The 20,139-nt window shown below is 44.4% G+C and carries 15 protein-coding genes; 9 read left to right on the top strand and 6 right to left on the bottom strand.

The window, feature by feature from the left end; translation table 11 throughout:
* Position 1 precedes the first annotated feature (1 nt).
* From AC4MCD_RS11410 to rlmF, 3 genes are all read left to right on the top strand, one after another.
* Positions 2–1,009: a cell division protein ZipA C-terminal FtsZ-binding domain-containing protein gene (locus AC4MCD_RS11410; protein WP_491876139.1), complete on the top strand. Its 1,008-nt coding sequence runs from the start codon at positions 2–4 to the stop codon at positions 1,007–1,009.
* A gap of 96 nt (positions 1,010–1,105) precedes the next feature.
* Entirely contained in the window at positions 1,106–3,145 is a 2,040-nt protein-coding gene (gene ligA, locus AC4MCD_RS11405) for an NAD-dependent DNA ligase LigA (protein WP_491876138.1), read from the top strand.
* Positions 3,146–3,370: 225 nt separating this feature from the next.
* Positions 3,371–4,345 (top strand): 23S rRNA (adenine(1618)-N(6))-methyltransferase RlmF, encoded by a 975-nt coding sequence (rlmF, locus tag AC4MCD_RS11400; RefSeq protein WP_491876137.1) that lies wholly within the window; start codon positions 3,371–3,373, stop codon positions 4,343–4,345.
* Between the two features lie 121 nt (positions 4,346–4,466).
* Here rlmF and AC4MCD_RS11395 read toward each other — a convergent pair whose 3' ends face one another.
* Positions 4,467–5,534, bottom strand: coding sequence for an SDR family oxidoreductase (locus AC4MCD_RS11395; protein WP_491876136.1), 1,068 nt, complete (start codon positions 5,532–5,534; stop codon positions 4,467–4,469).
* 338 nt (positions 5,535–5,872) lie between these two features.
* Here AC4MCD_RS11395 and ftn point away from each other — a divergent pair, with 338 nt between their 5' ends.
* Positions 5,873–6,337: a heteropolymeric bacterioferritin subunit Ftn gene (gene ftn / locus AC4MCD_RS11390; protein WP_004783337.1), complete on the top strand. Its 465-nt coding sequence runs from the start codon at positions 5,873–5,875 to the stop codon at positions 6,335–6,337.
* 53 nt (positions 6,338–6,390) lie between these two features.
* Here the strand turns inward: ftn and AC4MCD_RS11385 are convergent, their stop codons facing one another.
* From AC4MCD_RS11385 to AC4MCD_RS11365, 5 genes are all read right to left on the bottom strand, one after another.
* Positions 6,391–6,810, bottom strand: coding sequence for an ExbD/TolR family protein (locus AC4MCD_RS11385; protein ID WP_004783336.1), 420 nt, complete (start codon positions 6,808–6,810; stop codon positions 6,391–6,393).
* A 20-nt stretch (positions 6,811–6,830) separates the two neighbouring features.
* On the bottom strand, positions 6,831–7,256 hold the full coding sequence (locus AC4MCD_RS11380) for an ExbD/TolR family protein (RefSeq protein WP_491876135.1): 426 nt from the start codon (positions 7,254–7,256) through the stop codon (positions 6,831–6,833).
* A 15-nt stretch (positions 7,257–7,271) separates the two neighbouring features.
* Positions 7,272–8,156, bottom strand: a complete 885-nt coding sequence (locus AC4MCD_RS11375) for a MotA/TolQ/ExbB proton channel family protein (protein ID WP_491876134.1) — start codon at positions 8,154–8,156, stop codon at positions 7,272–7,274.
* 39 nt (positions 8,157–8,195) lie between these two features.
* Entirely contained in the window at positions 8,196–8,900 is a 705-nt protein-coding gene (locus tag AC4MCD_RS11370; RefSeq protein ID WP_491876133.1) for an energy transducer TonB, read from the bottom strand.
* Between the two features lie 137 nt (positions 8,901–9,037).
* Complete coding sequence (locus AC4MCD_RS11365; RefSeq protein ID WP_491876132.1) at positions 9,038–11,695, bottom strand: TonB-dependent receptor; 2,658 nt, start codon at positions 11,693–11,695, stop codon at positions 9,038–9,040.
* A 725-nt stretch (positions 11,696–12,420) separates the two neighbouring features.
* On the opposite strand from AC4MCD_RS11365, the gene AC4MCD_RS11360 reads away from it, so the two are divergent.
* Genes AC4MCD_RS11360 through AC4MCD_RS11340 form a run of 5 tightly spaced genes read left to right on the top strand, consistent with a single transcriptional unit; the run spans position 12,421 to position 20,138 of the window.
* On the top strand, positions 12,421–14,178 hold the full coding sequence (locus AC4MCD_RS11360) for an ABC transporter substrate-binding protein (RefSeq protein ID WP_419365637.1): 1,758 nt from the start codon (positions 12,421–12,423) through the stop codon (positions 14,176–14,178).
* Between the two features lie 22 nt (positions 14,179–14,200).
* On the top strand, positions 14,201–16,003 hold the full coding sequence (locus AC4MCD_RS11355) for an ABC transporter substrate-binding protein (RefSeq protein ID WP_491876131.1): 1,803 nt from the start codon (positions 14,201–14,203) through the stop codon (positions 16,001–16,003).
* A 19-nt stretch (positions 16,004–16,022) separates the two neighbouring features.
* A complete protein-coding gene (locus AC4MCD_RS11350) occupies positions 16,023–18,026 on the top strand; it encodes a M3 family metallopeptidase (protein WP_004783325.1) in 2,004 nt (667 codons plus the stop codon).
* A gap of 17 nt (positions 18,027–18,043) precedes the next feature.
* Positions 18,044–18,982: an ABC transporter permease gene (locus tag AC4MCD_RS11345; RefSeq protein ID WP_004783323.1), complete on the top strand. Its 939-nt coding sequence runs from the start codon at positions 18,044–18,046 to the stop codon at positions 18,980–18,982.
* Between the two features lie 7 nt (positions 18,983–18,989).
* A complete protein-coding gene (locus AC4MCD_RS11340; protein ID WP_491876130.1) occupies positions 18,990–20,138 on the top strand; it encodes an ABC transporter permease in 1,149 nt (382 codons plus the stop codon).
* The last annotated feature ends 1 nt before the right edge of the window (position 20,139 follow it).

The following is a 20,139-nucleotide window of genomic DNA, read 5'->3' as shown; positions in this document are numbered from 1 at the left end:
CATGGAAATCACCACAATTATCGGGATTGTTATTGCAATTGTGATTATGCTATTCGGCATAAGACTGATCTTGAAAAAACCTGCGGAGGCTGTACCGTCACTGGATGCGGATCTGCATATTGATCCTGACAGCCAGACTCCGGTTATTCCAAGGCATGTCCGTTCTCAGCTGTCTAAAACCGAAAGTCTGGCTGCTGCACGTGTGGAACCGAGTCTGAATGAAGAAGCAGTAGACAACATTACACCTGAAACAGAACAAAAAGAAGCAGCCAAAGTAGAGCCAACTTTGACTGAAACCGTCCAGCCCGAAACCAAAGCAGCAAGTCCACTTGATACACCGGTGGTTGCAGAGGAAGCAGAACCAGAAGTAGCCAAAACTGAAGAAAACACTACGTCACCTGAACAAGAGAACAAGCCTGAAACCGTAGAAGTAGCAGAAACAGCAAAAGAGCCTAAAGCCGCTGAATTTAGCCTGAATAGCAATATTGAGAAAGCTGAAATTTCTGACTTCAATGATGAAAGCAGTATTCTGGATGCACATCTCCATGAGCAAAAAATTGTGGATGAAGAATGTTCGCTGGCTAATGCTGAAACGATTATTTCATTGCATGTTTATCCACAGGGCCGTGCTCTTTCAGGCGAAAAAACCTTAAAAGTTTTACTGAAATATGGCCTGCGTTATGGTGAGCTGGCATGTTTCCATCGTTATAGTGAAGATGGCTCGAAATTGCTATTTTCGGTATTGCGTATGGCAGATACCGGTATGGAAGGTTTTGACTTAGAAACCCTGTCGACTGAAGAAGTCAAAGGTTTGGCGTTCTTCCTGGCTTTACCGCATAGCGATGTACAGAATGCCTTCGATACTATGGACAGCATTTCACGTCTGATTGCGCGTGAAGTGGATGGTCTGGTCTATGATCAGAACCAGCAGGAAATGACCCCACAATTACGTGAATTCTGGCGTCATCAGGCGATTGATTATCGTGCTGGACAGACTGCAGAAGTTTAATATTCCAATATTGAATCTGCAGAATCCGATTTTTATAATAGCGAAAAGCTGAATATTGTATAGGGCGGATTTTCCGCCCTTTTTTATGGTGAAATTATGACCCAAGATGCCACTGTCATTGCGCAAATGCGTCAATTGATTCAACTGCTTGCCAAGCATAATCATGCTTATTATGTGATGGATCAACCTACGATTGAAGACAGTGAATATGATCAGCTCTTTCATCAGCTCAAAGCTTTAGAAGAACAATATCCACATTTACAACAGCCAGACACACCGACAGTTAAAGTAGGCGGTCAGGCACTTTCCAAATTTCTGACCGTAACGCATGCGGTGCCAATGCTGTCTTTGGGCAACGTGTTTAATCAGGACGATCTGTTTGCTTTCGCACGCCGTATTGAAGAGCGCTTACCCAATCAAAAGATTGAATACGATGTTGAGCTGAAATTTGATGGTCTGGCAATTTCCCTCTGGTATGAACATGGTGTACTGGTTCGCGGTGTCACCCGTGGTGATGGGGAAACTGGAGAAGATATTACCCAGAATGTCAAAACCATCCGTAACCTGCCGAAATTCCTGTCTCCAGTGAATGGCGTGATTCCAGAATTACTGGAAGTGCGTGGCGAAGTGCTGATGCCGAAATCCGGCTTTGAACGCCTGAATGCGGCCAATGCAGCAAAAGGCGAAAAAACCTTTGCTAATCCGCGTAATGCCGCGGCCGGCAGTTTACGCCAGCTTGATCCAAATATTGCAGCTTCTCGACCTTTGGCTTTCTATGCCTATGGGATTGCCCAGTGTGTACCGCATCATGGTCAAACCACGATGTCAGCCAGTCTGGAATGGCTACAGCAGTTTGGCTTTGCTGTAGGTGAGCGGCATTTTATCTGCAGTAGCATCCAGGAAGTGCAAAAGGTTTACGAGCAGATCATTGAAGAACGTTCAAAGCTTAGTGTCGAAATTGATGGTATGGTCATTAAGGTCAATGACCTGAAACAACAGCAGAAACTGGGTTTCTTGAGCCGTGAACCACGCTGGGCAACGGCTTATAAATTCCCTGCAGTGGCTGCATTGACCACCGTTGAAAATATTGACTGGCAAGTAGGTCGTACCGGGACTCTAACGCCTGTGGCACGTTTAAATCCGGTTGCCGTGGGCGGTGTGACGGTTTCCAATGTGACCCTGCATAATATTGGTGAAATTCACCGTCTTGATGTAAGAATCGGGGATACCGTCAGTGTCTATCGTAGTGGTGACGTGATTCCTAAAGTTGAAAAAGTCTGGCCAGAATTTCGTCCTGCCGATGCGGTAGAAGTGCATTTACCTGAGAATTGTCCGGTGTGCGGTTCTCCAGTCGTTATGCCGGAAGGCGAGGCCTTGGCACGCTGTTCAGGTGAGCTGTATTGTGCGGCGCAGCGCATCGAAACCATCCGCCACTTTGTATCACGTAAGGCCATGGACATTGAAGGTCTGGGCGATCGCTGGGTGGAGTCACTGTTACATCTCAATCTTTTAAAAGATGTCTCGGATATTTATCACTTGCATGAGCATCGTGAGCAATTACTGCAAATCGAAAAAATGGGTAAAAAGTCCGTTCAGAATCTCATTGATTCGATTGAGAACAGTAAGAAAACCACACTGGCTGCTTTCATCTATGCACTAGGTATTCGTGGTGTCGGTGAAACGACAGCCCGTATGCTGGCCAATACTTTCCAAACACTGGATGCTTTACGTAGTGCTGATCTGGAATCGCTAAAGAAAACCCCGGATGTTGGCGATATTACGGCGGAATGGATTCTGGATTTCTTCCAGGCACCGCATAACCTGGAAGTATTGGATCGCTTGTTGGCTGCCGGTATTCATTGGGATGCGCCAATTGCACCAACGCGCCAACCACTGAATGGTGAAAGCTGGGTAGTGACTGGAACTTTAAGCTCTATGGGACGTGATGAAGCAACACAACTGTTGCAAGCCTTAGGTGCACGGGTCAGTGGCAGTGTATCGAGTAAAACCAAATGTGTGGTGGCGGGTGAAAAAGCGGGTTCTAAGCTCGATAAAGCAGAAAAACTCGGTGTGCCTGTGATCAATGAAGAACAGTTTATTGCTTTGATGAAAGAGCATGGGCAAATCGAAGAATAATCAGTTCTAAACAATGATTCAAATAAAAAAGACACCCAGGATGATGAATCTTGAGGTGTCTTTTTTATTGCTAGTTCAAAACTATAGGTGAATGAGAGGGGGAGGATAGACAAATACAAGGACGGGTTCGGCAATGTAAGTTGAATTCACGTACAATATCGATTCATTTGCAGGTATAGATCCTGCCTTATTGATTCTATTCTCCCGTTGATGATTGGCATACACATGGCGCAAGCAAAGAAATCTTTTCCGCAACAAAAATCGCAATTACATGCACGAAATCTGCATCGCAGTCGTTACGATTTTCCTCAGCTCATCCAGAGTTGTCCGGAACTAGCACCTTTTGTCAGCCCGAATCAATACAACGATCTTTCAGTCAACTTTTCTGATCCTCAAGCTGTGAAAATGCTCAATAAAGCATTGCTCAAGCATTTTTATGGTATTCAATATTGGGATATTCCTCAAGATTATCTTTGCCCACCGATTCCGGGTAGAGCGGACTATATTCACTATTTGGCTGACCTGTTAAGTGACAATAATAACGGCCAAATTCCAACAGGGCGTGCAGTTCAGGTGTTAGATATTGGGGTAGGTGCGAACTGTATTTATCCGATCATTGGGCATCGTAGTTATGGTTGGAAATTTGTCGGCTCAGACATTCATCCTGCATCGGTTAAAAGTGCTCAATTTATCGTGGAGGCAAATCCAAATCTCAGGAAGGGGATTCAGATTCGATTGCAAAAGACACCGAGCAATATTTTCAAAGGTGTGATTAAACCTTCAGATCGTTTTGATTTGACCCTGTGTAACCCACCATTTCATGCTTCGCAAGATGAAGCAAATGCCACAGCAACGCAAAAATTACGCAAACTTGGCAAACCGGTTGATCGCTCTAAGGTGGTGTTAAACTTTGGCGGACAAAAGAACGAGCTGTGGTGTGACGGTGGAGAAGAACGCTTTGTTTGCCAGATGGTACAAGAGAGCACACAGTTTGCTGAGCAATGTCTTTGGTTTAGTACACTGGTTTCTAAGAAAACCACATTGCCTATGCTGTTAAATACCTTGCGTAAGTGCGGTGCAGTGGATGTAAAAACCATTAAAATGACGCAGGGGCAAAAAGAGAGTCGTTTTGTGGCTTGGACTTTTCTAAATACAAAGCAACAGCAAGCGTGGAAAAATGCGCGTTGGACTTCTGCTTAAGTAGATTTTTAAGCAGTCGTCATAAGCTTGCCGATAAATGACTTGATGCATAAGCTCAAACTTAATCTGACAGATACAATAAAAAATCGGTCACTGTCAGATCAGGTTTGAGCGAGTACGATTAAGGAATATATTTTTTTACCAGACCATCATCCAGTAATTGCTGGAAATGTTCGACCAGACTTTCTTTCACCGGACGATATTCCAGACCGAGTTCATCCTTACTTTTTTGTGCATTAAAGAAAATTGGATAACCCATATTGAGTTCAACAAATTTACGGCTAAAGCCTGCCAGAGGACCAAAAATCTTGAAAGCCGTTTTAGGTAACTGGTTGCGTGGAAACGGGAATTTTGGACCAAACGCTTCGCGCAGGATTTTTCCCATTTCCAGTAAACTCAAAGTCTCACTGCAGATAATATAGCGACCATGCGCTTCCGGGTTAAATGCAGCAAGGATATGTGCTTCAGCAACATCCTGAACATCGACCACACCATTCCACATCGGTGGAACACCCAGCAAGGTCATGCCATTGGCAAACTGTTGCAGAACTTCCACACTGCCTGATTGAGTATTCGGTGTTAAGGATTCCCCAAAGACCAGTGCCGGATTGATACAGATCAGGTCCCAGCGATCCTGTGCTTCCGCCATTTCCCAAGCTTTGCGTTCTGCCATGACTTTGGAATACGGATAAGGCTGATGGGTTTCTGAACTGGTGGTATTCCAGTGAGATTCATCAAAACTGGTGTGCTCGGTTTGCAAAATATCAATCGCATCGCCATATGTTGAGGCAATACTTGAGGTGACAATCACACGTTTGACAGATTCTGTTTTATTGACACTATTCAGCACATTTTGCGTACCCAGAATTGCAGGTTCAATAATGTCTTTGAGCGCATCTTTATAATTGGTGACTACAAAAGGCGAGGCCATATGAAAGACAATTTCACAGCCTTGCATGGCCGCATCAAAAGAACCGGGCTTGAGCAGGTTGGCTTCAAACAGCTTTAAGGTCCCCGGGCTGCTGTCTGCAATTTGTTCAAGGTGCGTATAACTCTGGGTTTTATTCAGGTCACGTACAGTGGCATGTACGGTATAACCTTGTTTCAAAAGTTTCTGGATCACCCAACTGGCGATATAGCCAGATGCGCCGGTGACCAGAACAGGTGCTGTGCTATGTTGTAATGTCATATTTAAACCGTTGTTGTTTTGACTTCTTTCATCGTAGGCACAATTATGCATGAACCAGGCCAAACAGGTGAGTCCAAGATAAAAATAAGCAACAAGATAAGTGCTTATTAATATTTACAAAAATTAACGTTTGAATATTCCAGCTTGCTGGATTGAATAAAAACGGAATGAAAAATGCAAGATATTGTTTTATAAATGGGATTTGGTCGAACAGAGAGCGTAAATGCAAGTGCTTCTCATTTTAATTATATAAAAATCAGACATTTACCATAATTTTGTTTTTGCAAAACAAACATCTTTTCTCCATAATAAGATGATAAAAGCAGGGAGTAATTCAAATGCGCGGTAATCCAGAAGTCGTAGATTATTTAAATATGCTGATCGGTGGCGAACTGGCTGCTCGTGATCAATACCTGATTCACTCTCGTATGTATGAAGATTGGGGTCTGACGAAAATCTTTGAACGCATCGACCATGAAATGCAGGAAGAAGCACAGCATGCAGATGCCCTGATTCGTCGTGTCCTGTTCCTTGAAGGTACGCCAAATATGCAGCGTGATGACATCGAAGTTGGTGAAGATGTGGTGACCTGCCTGAAAGCTGACCTGAAGCTTGAGTATCATGTCCGTGAAAAGCTGGCTCAAGGGGTAAAACTTTGTGAAGAGAAGGGCGATTATGTGACCCGTGACATGCTGCGCCAGCAAATGTCAGATACGGAAGAAGATCATACTTACTGGTTAGAAAAACAGTTACGTTTAATCGAGCTGATTGGCCTGCAAAACTATATCCAGTCGCAAATGTAAGATATTGAATAATAAAAAACCCAGCACATGCTGGGTTTTTTGATTCTGTAGATTCAAGAATTGTTGTTGCTGACAATCCCGATTTTTTTCACTTCCAGACGCTGAGCCGCAGCCATCACCATGGCGATATGCTTATATTCAGTTGCGCGATCAGCCTTGATTTTAATCTGATCCTGATCCGCTTTTTGCGCCACGGTCTTGAATAAGGCTTCTAGCGCTTGGGCATTCGCCACCGGCTGATCATTCCAGAAGATCTGGCCTTGAGCATCGAGACGCAAATTCACAATCTCTGGCGGTTTTTCCTCAGTCGGTGGTGGTGTACCATTCGGCAGGTTGATATTAATCGAATTATTCGGCAATGGAATAGTGATAATAAACATAATCAGCAAGACCAGCATGACATCAATCAATGGTGTCATGTTGACGTCCAGCATTACATCATCATCCTGATTTGAGCCAACATTCATTCCCATAACTGGATTCTCTCTCAATCTTAAGGTGTAGCGGGCGGAGTGGTGACAAAAGCAATTTTGCCAATACCCGCTTGCTGGGTAGTACTGATGACCTGATCAATCGCTTCAAAAGCTGTTCTTTGATCACCACGAATATGCACTTCAGGCTGAGGACGTTTCTGGGCTTCTGCCTGTAAACGGGTCAATAAAATTGCCTTGTCCGGAATATAGGATTCATTCCAGAAAATATCGCCATTTTTATTGACTGCCAGCTGGATATTTTCCGGCTTGGTTTCATACGGGACATTACGTTCTTCAGGCAGATTGACCGGTACGGTATGAATTGCAACCGGTACTGTAATCAGAAAAATAATCAGCAGTACCAGCATCACATCAACCAGAGGCGTGGTATTAATGGTACCAATGACCTCATCATCGCTGTCGTTTGAATTGACCATCATTCCCATGGTTGACCCCCATTTTTATTTTGTGTCGCGGTGAACAGGATTATTTGAGCTGATTTCGCCGCTCAGCAGTACAGCATGCAGGTCAGAACCGAAGGTACGGACTTCTTCCATCACCGCTTTATTACGGCGAGTTAACCAGTTGTAGCCAAGTACTGCAGGAACTGCCACTGCCAGACCGATTGCAGTCATGATCAGTGCTTCACCGACCGGACCAGCAACTTTATCGATTGATGCCTGACCGGAAATACCAATTGCAGTCAAGGCATGGTAAATGCCCCAAACGGTACCAAACAGACCTACGAAAGGTGCAGTAGAACCTACGGTTGCAAGGAATGCCAGACCACCACTCAGATGGTTCTGGATTTTGTCGATTGCACGGGAAATCGAAATGGTGACCCAAGTATTGAAATCAATACGTTCAAGTAAATTACCACCATGATTTTGGGTTGACTTGATGCCTTTTTCAGCGATAAAACGATATACGCTGGCTTCATCCAGATTTTGTGCTGCATTATCCAGTGAAGAAGATTCCCAGAACTGATGTTCTGCTTCTTTGGCCTGTTTGCGAATCTTGCCTTGTTGCAAGCACTTAGTGATCATGATGTACCATGTACCGATCGACATGATCACCAGAATGAACAGGGTCACTTTAGACACCATGTCGCCTTCTTTCCACATGGCTTCCAGACCATAAGGATTACTGGCAGGTTTTTCAGCTGCAGCAGGTGCTGGCGGTGTAGGTTCTGCGACAGTCGCTGGTGTGGTTTCTGCAGTTTCAGTCACTGTCGTGGCAGGTGTAGCGGACTGTTCTGCAAAAACTGCTTGTAAAGGCAATAAGGTACTGATGGCAATTACACCGGCAGCAGTCATATTTTTTAAAGGTTTTAGTGATTTTTTCATCATGGATCTCCTGATTTTTTTCTTTATCTGTTGTATCTGTTAGTCAAGGACAAATTCATAGGGAATGTCATACCAAGATGCTTGCGGTTCGCCATTTTTCATTGCCGGCTTGAAGGTACATAAACTGAAGGCTTTCGATGCGGCACGATCCAATGCACGGCTTCCGCTCGACTTTTTCACCTTTGCATCCTGGACCTTGCCAGCAGTATTTACATATACAGAGATCAGCACTTCACCTTGCTCTTCATTCATTAGTGCATCACGTGGATATTCTGGACTCTTACAGCCAGCTTCGCCTTGAGATACGCCGCGTGTAACGCCAGTTGGTTGCGGTGGAGCAGCAGGTGCTGCTGCAACAACTGGGGCTGGTGCAGCCACCGGACTTGGGGATGGTGTTGCTGCAGCTACAGGTGTTGGTTCTGCAACCGGTTGAGTGACTGTTGGTGTAGGCTGTGTTTTCTGTACCGGAACCACTTTTTCTACCGGTTTAACCTCAGGAACCTGTGCCACTTTTTCTACCATTTTTGGTGGCTCAGGTGGGGTTTCCTTAGGTGGCTCTGGTTCTGGTGGTTTAATATCCTGAATAATCATCAATTCAACCGGTTCTTCTGACGGTTTGATGATGTCTTTTGCCATACCTGCCATTAGCACCAGGCCCACCAGGATATGCAAGAAAATCACGACACCAATTCCAGTCAACTTTTTGGCGGAGCTTTTTTCTATGTCTTCAAACGTTGTGCTCATCATGACTCCTGGAATTTAAGACAAACAAGAAATAACGGTTTATTTCAAAGGTGAGGTAGCTGCATTATTTTTTGTTTGGCTAAAATGATATGAATACTGCAAATACAGCATGACGCTGTATTTGCAGAAAGCTTGTCTTAGAATTTGTAAGTACCACGGATGTAGTAAGTACGACCTGTAGGATCTGAGTAACGAGGGTCATAACCGTATTGGAAGTTATCCAGAACATCAGATGCAGCGGGCTCTTCATCAAAGATGTTGAGGATACCGCCAGTCAACTCTAGGTTTTTGAAGCCTTTATAAGTTGTTGCGAAGTTATAAAGTGTGTAGTCACCCACATCACGTTCGCCAGAGTAGTCTTCATAACCACGAGTGAACTGTTGTTCAAAGATCATTTTCCAGTCTTCATAAGACCAGTTCAGGTTGGCAACATGTTTCCAGCGAACTACTGCCGGGTCTTCATATTTGCCTACCAGACCAGACCATTCACCGCCTGGTTCACTTTGGTAGTCCAGATTGATCACGTAAGTACCATCAATACCGAAACCGAAACGACCAGTAGAAGTTTTAGGTGTCAGGTAGTTCAGGCTCAGGTCTACACCTGAAGTTTTTAAACCGCCAGAGTTCATCAGGGTAGTACGGATGTGCTGGATACGGCCTTCGCTATCACGTACGAAACGGTCAGCATAAAGGTCTGGATCACCAAAGATTGATGATTCACCCACTGTACCTACCAGACCATCGATCTCGATATTGAAGTAGTCAGCAGTGAAGACCAGGTTTTTGATTGGTTCAAATACTAAACCAGCAGTGAACGATGTAGATTCTTCTGGTTGCAGATCAGGTGAACCACCTTGGGTACGCTTGAACTGGGTATTACATTCAACCTGGTATTTAGGTTCAACTGGCGTGCCACCTGGACATAACACAGGGTCATTGTATTTCGCACCTGTCCAGGTTTCACTGATAGGCGCGTTGATTTCGTACAAGCTTGGTGCACGGAAACCGGTGCTATAAGATGCACGGAACATGATTTCCTTCATTGGTTCCCAACGAAGACCAACTTTCGGGTTGAAGGTATCACCGAAGTCGCTGTAGTCATCATAACGGGCAGCAATTTGAGCTTCCAGACTTGGCAAGATTGGGATCTGGAATTCAGTAAAGAATGCTGTGATGTCACGGTCACCCTTACTGATTGGTTTGCTCGGATCAATACCAGAACCTGGTACTTGAGCCACAATTTCAGAGTTTACTTTTGCTTCCCAGTCCTGAGTCGTGAAGCTACCACCGAAGGCAAAGCCAACATCACCTGCAGGTAATTCAAAAATTGGACGGCTAATCGTAAAGTCTGCAGTTGTAGATTCTAAAGAGGCGATGTTAGTTTCGCCATTAATTACAAATGATTCCCAAGGGGTATCGCCTGGACGTGCTGGACCGAATGGGTTAATACGACCTTCATTCAATGCAGTTTGCAGGTTGCTACGGTGTAAGTAACCACCTGTAAATTCATCAGTTGCTTCGCTTTTCGCGTATGACACGCCTGCGTTGATATCCCAGCCTAATGCCTCACCTTCAATACCGGCAAAGAAGCGGTGTGAGTCATTGGTTGACATACTTTGACGGTTACCTGCCTGAGAACGGAGGTAAAGTTCAAGTGGGTCACCGCTCAAATCTCCATCTGTAATAGCCGGAGTAATTCCATTACCTGGATAGTATTGGCTGCTTGAAGGTAAAGTCACAGTACGGCCATAAACGTCTGGTGCAATTGAAGTGGATACTTCAGAACGTGTAAACACGTATTCACCAACCGCATTTAATGAATCATTAAGTTTGAATGTCCCTTTACCTAATGCAGACAGGGTTTCAACCTGTGGTTTGATGGCAATCAAAGCCTGCGTATTCAGATAACAGAAGCCGTCATCTGGAGAAGACCAAGGAATATTGTTACAGTCATCTGGATATGGGTTACCTAAATAACCACTTGTTGGATCATAGATGTTTGCCGGGAAACCACTTGCAGAGCCTGCATCAATGCCTAATTCAGGAATTACACCACCACGGCGGCTGACTTTACGCTGTTGAGCATGGATCTGGTTAGATTTACGGTAGTCCAAGACACCCATGACGTTAAAGCCATTTTCATCCAGGTCACCAAAACCCCCGAAGATCGCAGCCTGTTGTTTCTCACCACCTGAATGTTCAGTTTCATGCAAGGCTCCGGTAACGCCTAAGCCATTGTATTCAGATTTGGTGATGAAGTTGATTACCCCCGCAATCGCATCTGCACCATAAACTGCAGAAGCACCATCACGTAAAATCTCAATACGGTCAATCATCGCCATAGGGATAATGTTTAAGTTGGTACTATCTGTACTGAATGCACTATAGGCAAGACGGCGGCCATTTAAAAGCACAAGCGTTTTGTCTGAGCCTAGACCACGTAAGTTGGCTGTAGAACCTGAAGTATTACTTGCACCTACGTTTTGAGCAGTAGAGAAACCAGCCTGGTTCGCGCTGACTTTTACTAAAGCTTCTTCAACAGTAGTTACACCCTGGTTCGCAAGATCTTCACCTTTAATGACGGTGATTGGTGAAGAACTTTGTGCAGCAACCCCCTTGATTGATGAACCCGTCACTGTCACTTTCTGAACTTTAGTTGGCTGTTCAGCAGATGCAGCTTCTTCGGCATGGGCCAGCGGCAGACACATCATACTTAAGCTGAGTGCGCTTAACTTGAGTAGTCTTTTGCTGACGGTTGGAGCCCCCATAGATCCGACCAATTTATTTTTTTTCATCGTAAATTTCACCCTTTTGTTATGTGAAGTAGTGCTGGGTTGATCTAAGCAAGGCGGATGCCAACTTATAAAATTTTATATTTTTATATTTTTAACTTATTGAAAAATATTGATTTAATTGAATGAGGTTTAAATTTATCGAGCGATACTGAAGAAAAATTAAGAAGTCTGTGTATCGAATCTGAAGAAAGAAGGAAGTGAGACCCCTGTCAAAGCAATAAATAAATATTTAATGAATAAGAAAGTAGTCCAAAAATGAGAGGGAAATTGAATAAAGTTTAATCATGGTGCATAATTTTTACATAAAATATACAATATTTTTTTAAAATAAATTATTTATAATACAATTACTTGTGTTTATTTATTGTTTACCTAAAGGTATACAATAGTGCAATAAGATGAAACAGGGTTGAGTTATTTTTGTGCGAAATGAACTTCAGTAAGAATTTTGAGGATAAAAATTTAATTAATGATTCATGGAAAATATTATGTTATTCATAATGTTTTAAATAATTAATAAAAATAAACTTTTTTCAGTTAAAAACAGGAAGAAATCCCTATTTTTTACAAGGATGGCATGAAATTCGCTTTGTTCAGTTTATTCCATCTGTCCAGCTTTGACCCATCCATTGAAGCAAATATGGGATGATGTATTTAAAACTTCCTATAGCAATAAAACTTCAAGATAAAGAATAGGTACAAATTTGAAATCAGCACTTTTTAGCATGACGATTTTGGCCTTGGCTATGAGCTCGGGGCAAACTGCCTGGGCAAAATCATCTGCACATCCGGATAAAGTCTTAAACCTGGCTTTCGAAGCACCTGATGATGGTTTTGATATGGTCAAAACCTATAATTTTTATAGTGGTAGCGTTGCTGAGGCCATTTTCGAGCCTTTGTTGCGTTATGACTATCTGGCCCGGCCTGCAATTTTGGCTCCGAATACCGCCGAGTCTTTACCCGTGGTTGAACAGGATGGCAAAATTTATACCTTTAAAATCAAGCCAGGAATTTATTTCAGTCCGGATCCAGCCTTTCAGGGCAAGAAGCGTGAACTGGTTGCCCGGGATTATATTTATTCCATGCAAAGGGTGATGGATCCGAAAAGCCATTCGCCTTCTTTTTCCTTTATCGAAGGCAAAATTCTTGGCGCAGATCAAGTTATCCAGCAGGCCAAAAAAACAGGCAAATTTAACTATGATGCTCCGATTGCCGGTTTAAAAGCCCTAGATAAATATACCTTACAAATTACCCTGACCCGTTCCGACCTGAACTTTCCTTACATTCTGGCCTATGTCGCTTTTGCTGGTACTGCACGCGAAGTCATCGAATATTATGGCGATCGGGTAGGTCAGCATCCAGTTGGAACAGGGGCATACCAGTTACATAAATATGTGCCGCGTAGCCGTATTGAATTAACTGCCAATCCAAATTATCGCGGTTTTGTCTGGAACTTTAAGGGGGATGGTTCAGAGTGGGATCAACGGATTGTCAAGGCCATGCAAGGCAAGCAGATGCCACAAATTGGCAAGGTCAAAATCAGTATTATTGAAGAAGAGCAATCACGCTGGCTGGCCTTAAAATCTGGACAATTAGACTATGACAAACTGACTGCAAGCGGTGCTGAACAGGCACTGGAAAATAAGCAGCTGAAAAGTGAATACAAGAAAAAAGGCATCCTGCATTATCCGAATAAAGAACCAGAAATCACCTATACCATCATGAACATGCGTGATCCAATGATTGGTGGGAACTCACTGGAAAAAGTAGCACTACGCCGTGCCATTGCTTTGTCCTATAACCAGAAAGAAGCCATCCAGCAGCTATACAAGGGCCATGCGGTTAAAGCTGAAATGATTCTTCCTGAAGGCGTAGGCGGATATAACCCGAATTATAGAAGCAGCATTGCCTACAACCCATTGCTTGCCAATAAACTGCTCGATCGCTTTGGCTACAAGAAAGGCGCCGACGGTTACCGCACCTTGCCTGATGGCAAACCATTGGTTTTGAAAATGAACTCGACTAGCTCAAGTTCTTCCGTCATTTCTGCGGAGCTATGGAAAAAGAACCTGGATGCAATCGGGGTAAAAGTTGAATTTAAAGTCAGTAATTTTGCCGACAATTTAAAAGAAGCCACCCAGTGCAAACACATGATGTGGGGTGGTGCCTGGATTGCGGATTATCCGGAAGGGGAAAACTTTGCCCAGTTGCTGTATGGCCCAAATGCCCAGCAAGGTAACCTGAGCTGCTATACCTCTAAAGCTTATGACGCGCTGTATCAAACCGCAATGAAGCTGCCACCTCAGCAACGTACTCCATATTATGAGCAGATGAACCGCCAGATGGAGGCCGATAATCCGTGGATTCTACACAATACCCGGGTACGTAACTGGCTGATTCACCCACAGGTACAGGGCTTTAAGGCACATCCGGTGACTAGAGCAGTTTGGCAATATCTGGATATTGAACCTGTTAAAAAATAACTTGAGAAGATTAAGAACCAGTATGAATGTGAATACAAACGCTTTAAAAAAGCTGGCCAGTGGGGTTTTAATAGCCAGTTTAATGATGGCAGGTGCTGCACCCACATGGGCTGCCAATCCCGCCAATCCGAATAAAGTCTTAAAAACGGTCTTTCCCGCGGCTGAAACCGGTTTTGATCCCGGTTATATCCATGACCGTTATTCTGCCAAGATTAACTCGGCGATTTTCGAAACCTTATATACCTATGATTATCTGGCCTCACCAGCGAAACTGGTGCCATTAACTGCGGTAGATATGCCTCAAGTCAGTGCAGACGGTTTGACTTATACGATTAAAGTTAAAAAGGGCATTTACTTTGCAGATGATCCGGTCTTTGGCGGTAAAAAACGTGAACTGACTGCCTATGACTATGCCTATTCTCTAAAGCGTCTCTTAGATCCAAAGCTTAATTCACCAAATAGCTGGTTGCTGGATGGCCGGATCAAAGGGCTGGAAGCTTGGACAGCCATGGCGAAAAAAAATGGCAAAGTCTATGAAAATCCATTTGAAGGCATTCAGACTCCAGACCGCTATACGCTGGTACTCAAGCTGAATAATCCGGATCAGAACTTTCCGATGTTGCTGGCACACGGTCCGGCTGCCGCAGTGGCACGCGAAGTCATTGAAAAGTACAAAGACAAAGCTGGCTGGGTGATGAGTAAGCCGGTCGGTACAGGGCCTTATGTACTTAGTCGCTGGACACCGGGATCACGCATTATCTTAAAGCCAAATCCGGCTTATCGTGGTTTTGTCTGGAATTATAAAGCCAATAGTGCAGGAGACCAGGCGATTGTCAGTGCGATGCAGGGCAAAAAAATGCCTCAAATCGGCACCATTGATGTGCGTATCATTGAAGAAGCACAATCACGGATGTTGTCATTTAAGAAAAATGAACTGGATCTGGTGGAAATCGACGGCGATCTGGTCGTGCAGGCATTGGATGGTGACAAGTTAAAACCTGAGCTGGTCAAGCAAGGCATCAAGCTTTCACGCATGTTGGAGCCATCGATTAACTACCATTACTGGAATATGCAAGACCCGGTGGTGGGTGGCTTTACGCCAGAAAAAATAGCCTTACGTCGTGCGATGGCAATGGCTTTTTCTGTTGAAAACATGATTAGCGTATTACTAAAAGGAGATGGCGCAAAACTGCACATGCCTATTCCGCCAGGAGTTGCAGGCTATTCACCCGCTTATAAAACCAGTACGCCATATTCGGTCAAGGCAGCCAACATGTTGCTGGATCGCTATAACTACAAGATCGGTGCGGATGGCTGGCGGAGAACTCCTGAAGGCAAACCTCTGGTGATTGAACTGATTACGGCCAATACCAGTCGTGGTCAGCAACAGGGCGAATTCTGGAAAAAGACCCTAGATAATATTCATATCAAACTGACCAGTAAGGCCATGCCATTTGCTGAAGGCATTAAGCTGGAAAAGCAATGTAAAACCATGTTTAAAAGCTCTGCATGGATTGCCGATTATCCGGATGCTGACAACTTCATGCAGCTGTTCTATGGCAAAAACGTCAATGTCACCAATAATGCCTGTTTCAAGCATGCGGAATATGACCGTTTATATGAACAGAGTCAGAGCATGCCACCGGGTCCTGAACGGGATCTGGTTTATCGCAAAATGACCCGTATTCTAGAGGTCAATATGCCAACCATGATGCTGTATAGCACCTACCGTAATGCATTAGCGCAACCTCATGTTGTTGGACACAAGTCCCATCCGATTCTGTCTACAGAATGGATGTATATCGATATTGATACTAAAAAGTAAGAAAAAGCTGGAGATGATGATGACATTAAAACACTTGAAATTTACCACACTCTGTCTGGCGATGATCGGGGGATCTCAAACCGTCATGGCAGAGACCCAAACCCAGCTTTTGCCTTTATTCAAGGCTGCAGAAATTCCGGCATTGTGCGATGCCAATCTGGATAAAATGCAAAAAGATATCCAGAAATTTGAAAGCCAGAAAATCAAAAATAAGGCTGAAGCCCGTCCTTATCTGGCAGCTTGGGATACATTGCAGGCATCGATCGGTGATTTTGTTTCGCCAATCGGTCTATATAGTAATGTTGATCCTGATCCAGCCTTGCGTCAGGCGGCAGATGACTGTGAACTGAAAATCAGTAAATACCTGACTTCCATGTATCAGAGTCCAAAACTGTATGCCCAGTTCAAGAAACTGAAAGCCACAGATCCGGTCGATGAAAAATTCCTGAAAGATATTCTGAATCAGTTTGAAAAAACGGGGGTACAACTCAGCGCAGAGAAACAGAAGCGTCTGAAGGAAATTATTGAAGAAAGTACCAAACTGGGGCAGGACTATTCCAAGAATGTACGTGATAATCCTGAAAAAGTTGAATTCACTGCTGCGGAACTGAAAGGTTTACCTGCGAGCTATATCGCCGGTCTAAAGAAAAATGAAAAGGGCAATTATCTGCTCGGCTTTGACTATCCGGAATATCAGCCATTTATGGAGCTGGCAGAGAGTGATGAAGCACGTAAACGCTATCAGACTGCCTATACCCGTCGTGGTACCGAGAAAAATCTCGAATACATGAAAAAGGCCATTGATCTGCGTTATGAACTGGCCCAGCTATTCGATAAAGACAGCTATGCTTATGTTGCCTTAAAAGATCGCATGGCCAAAACCCCAGAAGCAGTCAATAGTTTTCTGGATGAGGTTTATGCCAAAGTTGCACCATTAGAAAAGCAGGATGTTGAAGAATTACGTCAGTTCAAGGCAGAAACCTTAAAAATTCCGCTGGAAAAAGCAGAGATTGAGCGCTGGAGCCAAGGCTACTGGAGTGAAAAACTGCGTCAGGCTAAATACAAAGTGGATCAGGAAAAACTGCGTGATTATTTCCCGACTGAAGCGGCTCAAAAATGGTTATTTGCCGTATCTTCCGATTTATATGGAATTGAATTCAAGCCGGTAAAAGTCAAAGCCTGGCACGATGAAGTTGAATACTATGCCGTGCATGACAAAGCTACTGGTGAGTTTATGGGCGGACTATATGTTGATAAATACCCACGTGAAGGCAAATATGGCCACGCTGCAGTCTGGGGCGTTTATGGTGGTAGTCGTTTAAATCATCGCCGTCCGGTCTCTGTTTTGGTGACCAACTTCAACCGTAAAGGTCTGAACAGTAATGAGCTGGAAACTTTTGTACATGAAATGGGTCATGCGCTGCATGGAATTTTATCGAAGACTCGTTATACCGAGCAGTCAGGTACATCGGTAGAGCGTGACTTTGTTGAAGCACCTTCGCAAATGTATGAAGAGTGGGCGCGCCGTTTCGAGACTTTATCTAAAGTAGCGGATTACTGTGAACCTGCTTGTCCTCGTGTCGATGAAGCCATGACCGAGCGCTTAAAGAATGTGAAAAATTATGGTCGCGGCCTGCATTATGCCCGTCAGACTTTATATGCTCAGTACGACATGGCCCTGCACGGTAAAGATGCGAAAAGTATTGATCCATTAAAACTCTGGCAGGATATGGAAAGTAAAACTGCGTTGGGTTCTGTTCCAGGTCAGCAATTCCCGGGTCAGTTCGGACATTTGATGGGTGGCTATCAGGCGGGTTATTACAGCTATATGTGGTCTGAAGTGCTGGCACTCGATATGTTGTCTGCTTATGGTGATCATCTGATGGATCCGAAAGTCGGCATGCATTATCGTGAGACTGTACTGGCACAAGGCGGACAAAAACCGGGCGATCAGATGGTTAAAGATTTTCTGGGCCGCGAACCGGACAGCAAAGCTTTCTTTAATGAAATTTCAGGACATTAAGTCAAGGAAGGAAAGTGATGCTGGCATATATTATTCGAAGGATTTGGCAAATGATCCCCACCATGCTGGGGGTGATTCTGCTGATTTTCCTGTTATTTAACTGGGTCGGGGGAGATCCGGCCTATATCCTGGCCGGTAAAATGGCCAATGCTGAGCAGATTGAAAACATCCGTCAGCAGCTCGGGGTCGATCAGCCCTATTACGTACAACTGTGGATTTTTATCCAGCAGATTTTGACCTTTGATTATGGCGTGAGCTGGAGTACCGGAGAATCGGTATCACAGATTATTACTACCCGCTTGGGGCCGTCACTGACCATTCTGATTCCACTGACTATCCTGCAAACGATTGTTTCAATCATTCTGGCGCTCGGGGTAGCTTCAGTGCGTGGTTCGCTGACTGACCGCATGATCATGATGCTGTGTACCATCGGTATGTCGATCAGTATTCTGGTCTATATCATCGTATTCCAGTACGTCTTGGCTTATGAACTGAGCTGGTTCCCGGTACAGGGCTGGAGCGATAACTTTACTGAAAATTTATTCAAATATGCACTATTGCCAGTATTAATCATGCTGGTGGTGAGTATTGCACCGACTTTACGTCTCTACCGCAGTTTTGTTCTGGATGAAGTCAATCAGGATTATGTCCGTACCGCACGTGCCAAAGGTCTGGGCGAAAGCCGCATTCTGGGCGTGCACGTACTGCGCAATGCTTCGATTCCAATCATTACTGATGTCATGGCGGGACTTCCGGCTTTACTGATCGGTGCTTTCCTGATTGAACGTTTCTTCGGTATTCCTGGCATTGGCCGTGAAGTGATTATCGCAGTTGAACGTTCTGACTTTCCGGTAATTAAAGCGATTACGGTCTATGTTGCGGCTGCGACCATGTTATTTAACCTGATTGCCGATCTGATCTATAAATGGGTCGATCCACGTGTACAGTTGAAGTAGGTGAATTATGCTGAGTGCGATATTTAAAAAAGAGCAACATGCTTCAGCAGTGCCTGAGTCTGCTTCAACCGGATTATGGCAGCTGGCGTTGCGTCGTCTGAAACGTGACCGTATTGCGATGTTCTCTCTATTTGTGGTGCTGTTTTATCTGCTGATGCTTCTGCTTTCCATGACCGGTATGATTGCCAAGGACTGGAATAAAGAAGTAGCGGTGAGTTATGCACCTCCAAGTTTTATCTATACACCGTCTGTGCCTGGAGCGGCAGGTGAAGATCAAAGTACTGAATCTGCCGCAGTGCCAGTTAATCCAGTCGATCCTTTAAAAGATGTGATTGCCGAACTGGAAGCAGAAATTGCTGCTGAACAGGGTGTAGGTGCGATTGATTATTATGGTGTAGTTGATCCGCTGGCTGAAGATATGAAAGCCATTGATCAGGAATTAGGGGGTCAGTTACTGGATCAGAGCAGTGAATTAAAGCAAAGCCTGTTCTTTGGTGCGGATAAATGGGGTCAGGATGTATTACTAAAAACCATTAAAGGTGCAGAAACTTCGATCTTGGTTGGCCTGATTGCTGCGCTGGTTGCGGTGGTGATTGGTACTGTACTGGGTGCGATTGCTGGCTATTTCGGTGGCTGGGTCGATGATGTGCTGAACTGGTTCTATAATATTTTTACTTCGATTCCTTATCTGTTGCTGGTGTTAGCGATTGCAGCAGTACTGCAACAAAAAGGGATTTTATCGATTATCCTGATTTTGGGTCTGACTGGCTGGACCGGGGTGTTCCGTTTGGTTCGTGCTGAATATATGAAGCATACTGCGCGTGAATATGTACTGGCGGCTAAAGCCATTGGGGTAAGCAATATGCGCCGTATCTTCGTGCATATTTTCCCGAATGTCAGCCATATCGCTTTGGTTCAAATGTCCATTCTTGCAGTGGCCTTTATCAAGTCCGAAGTGATTCTGAGCTTCTTAGGCTTTGGCGTACCGATTGGGGTAGTGTCATGGGGTAGTATGCTGAATGAAGCACAAAGCGAGCTGATTTTAGGTAAATGGTGGCAGTTGACTGCGGCATCGGTGGCGATGGCGGTACTGGTGACAGCTTTCTCAATGTTTACTGATGCATTACGTGATGCATTAGATCCAAAACTGAAATAGG

The organism is Acinetobacter sp. CAU_H_78 (assembly GCF_058599365.1).
Note: the sequence above shows the minus strand (reverse complement) of the source record. Positions and strands in the feature narration are given on the sequence as shown.

Bases quoted from the DNA above. Each gene is read 5' to 3' on its own strand.
- AC4MCD_RS11385 (WP_004783336.1), bottom strand. From the start codon at position 6,810: ATGGGAATGAATGTTGGCTCAAATCAGGATGATGATGTAATGCTGGAC.
- AC4MCD_RS11345 (WP_004783323.1), top strand. From the start codon at position 18,044: ATGCTGGCATATATTATTCGAAGGATTTGGCAAATGATCCCCACCATG.
- rlmF (WP_491876137.1), top strand. From the start codon at position 3,371: ATGGCGCAAGCAAAGAAATCTTTTCCGCAACAAAAATCGCAATTACAT.
- AC4MCD_RS11350 (WP_004783325.1), top strand. From the start codon at position 16,023: ATGACATTAAAACACTTGAAATTTACCACACTCTGTCTGGCGATGATC.
- AC4MCD_RS11370 (WP_491876133.1), bottom strand. From the start codon at position 8,900: ATGAGCACAACGTTTGAAGACATAGAAAAAAGCTCCGCCAAAAAGTTG.
- AC4MCD_RS11380 (WP_491876135.1), bottom strand. From the start codon at position 7,256: ATGGGAATGATGGTCAATTCAAACGACAGCGATGATGAGGTCATTGGT.
- AC4MCD_RS11340 (WP_491876130.1), top strand. From the start codon at position 18,990: ATGCTGAGTGCGATATTTAAAAAAGAGCAACATGCTTCAGCAGTGCCT.
- AC4MCD_RS11375 (WP_491876134.1), bottom strand. From the start codon at position 8,156: ATGAAAAAATCACTAAAACCTTTAAAAAATATGACTGCTGCCGGTGTA.
- AC4MCD_RS11395 (WP_491876136.1), bottom strand. From the start codon at position 5,534: ATGACATTACAACATAGCACAGCACCTGTTCTGGTCACCGGCGCATCT.
- AC4MCD_RS11410 (WP_491876139.1), top strand. From the start codon at position 2: ATGGAAATCACCACAATTATCGGGATTGTTATTGCAATTGTGATTATG.
- AC4MCD_RS11365 (WP_491876132.1), bottom strand. From the start codon at position 11,695: ATGAAAAAAAATAAATTGGTCGGATCTATGGGGGCTCCAACCGTCAGC.
- ftn (WP_004783337.1), top strand. From the start codon at position 5,873: ATGCGCGGTAATCCAGAAGTCGTAGATTATTTAAATATGCTGATCGGT.
- AC4MCD_RS11360 (WP_419365637.1), top strand. From the start codon at position 12,421: ATGACGATTTTGGCCTTGGCTATGAGCTCGGGGCAAACTGCCTGGGCA.
- AC4MCD_RS11355 (WP_491876131.1), top strand. From the start codon at position 14,201: ATGAATGTGAATACAAACGCTTTAAAAAAGCTGGCCAGTGGGGTTTTA.
- ligA (WP_491876138.1), top strand. From the start codon at position 1,106: ATGACCCAAGATGCCACTGTCATTGCGCAAATGCGTCAATTGATTCAA.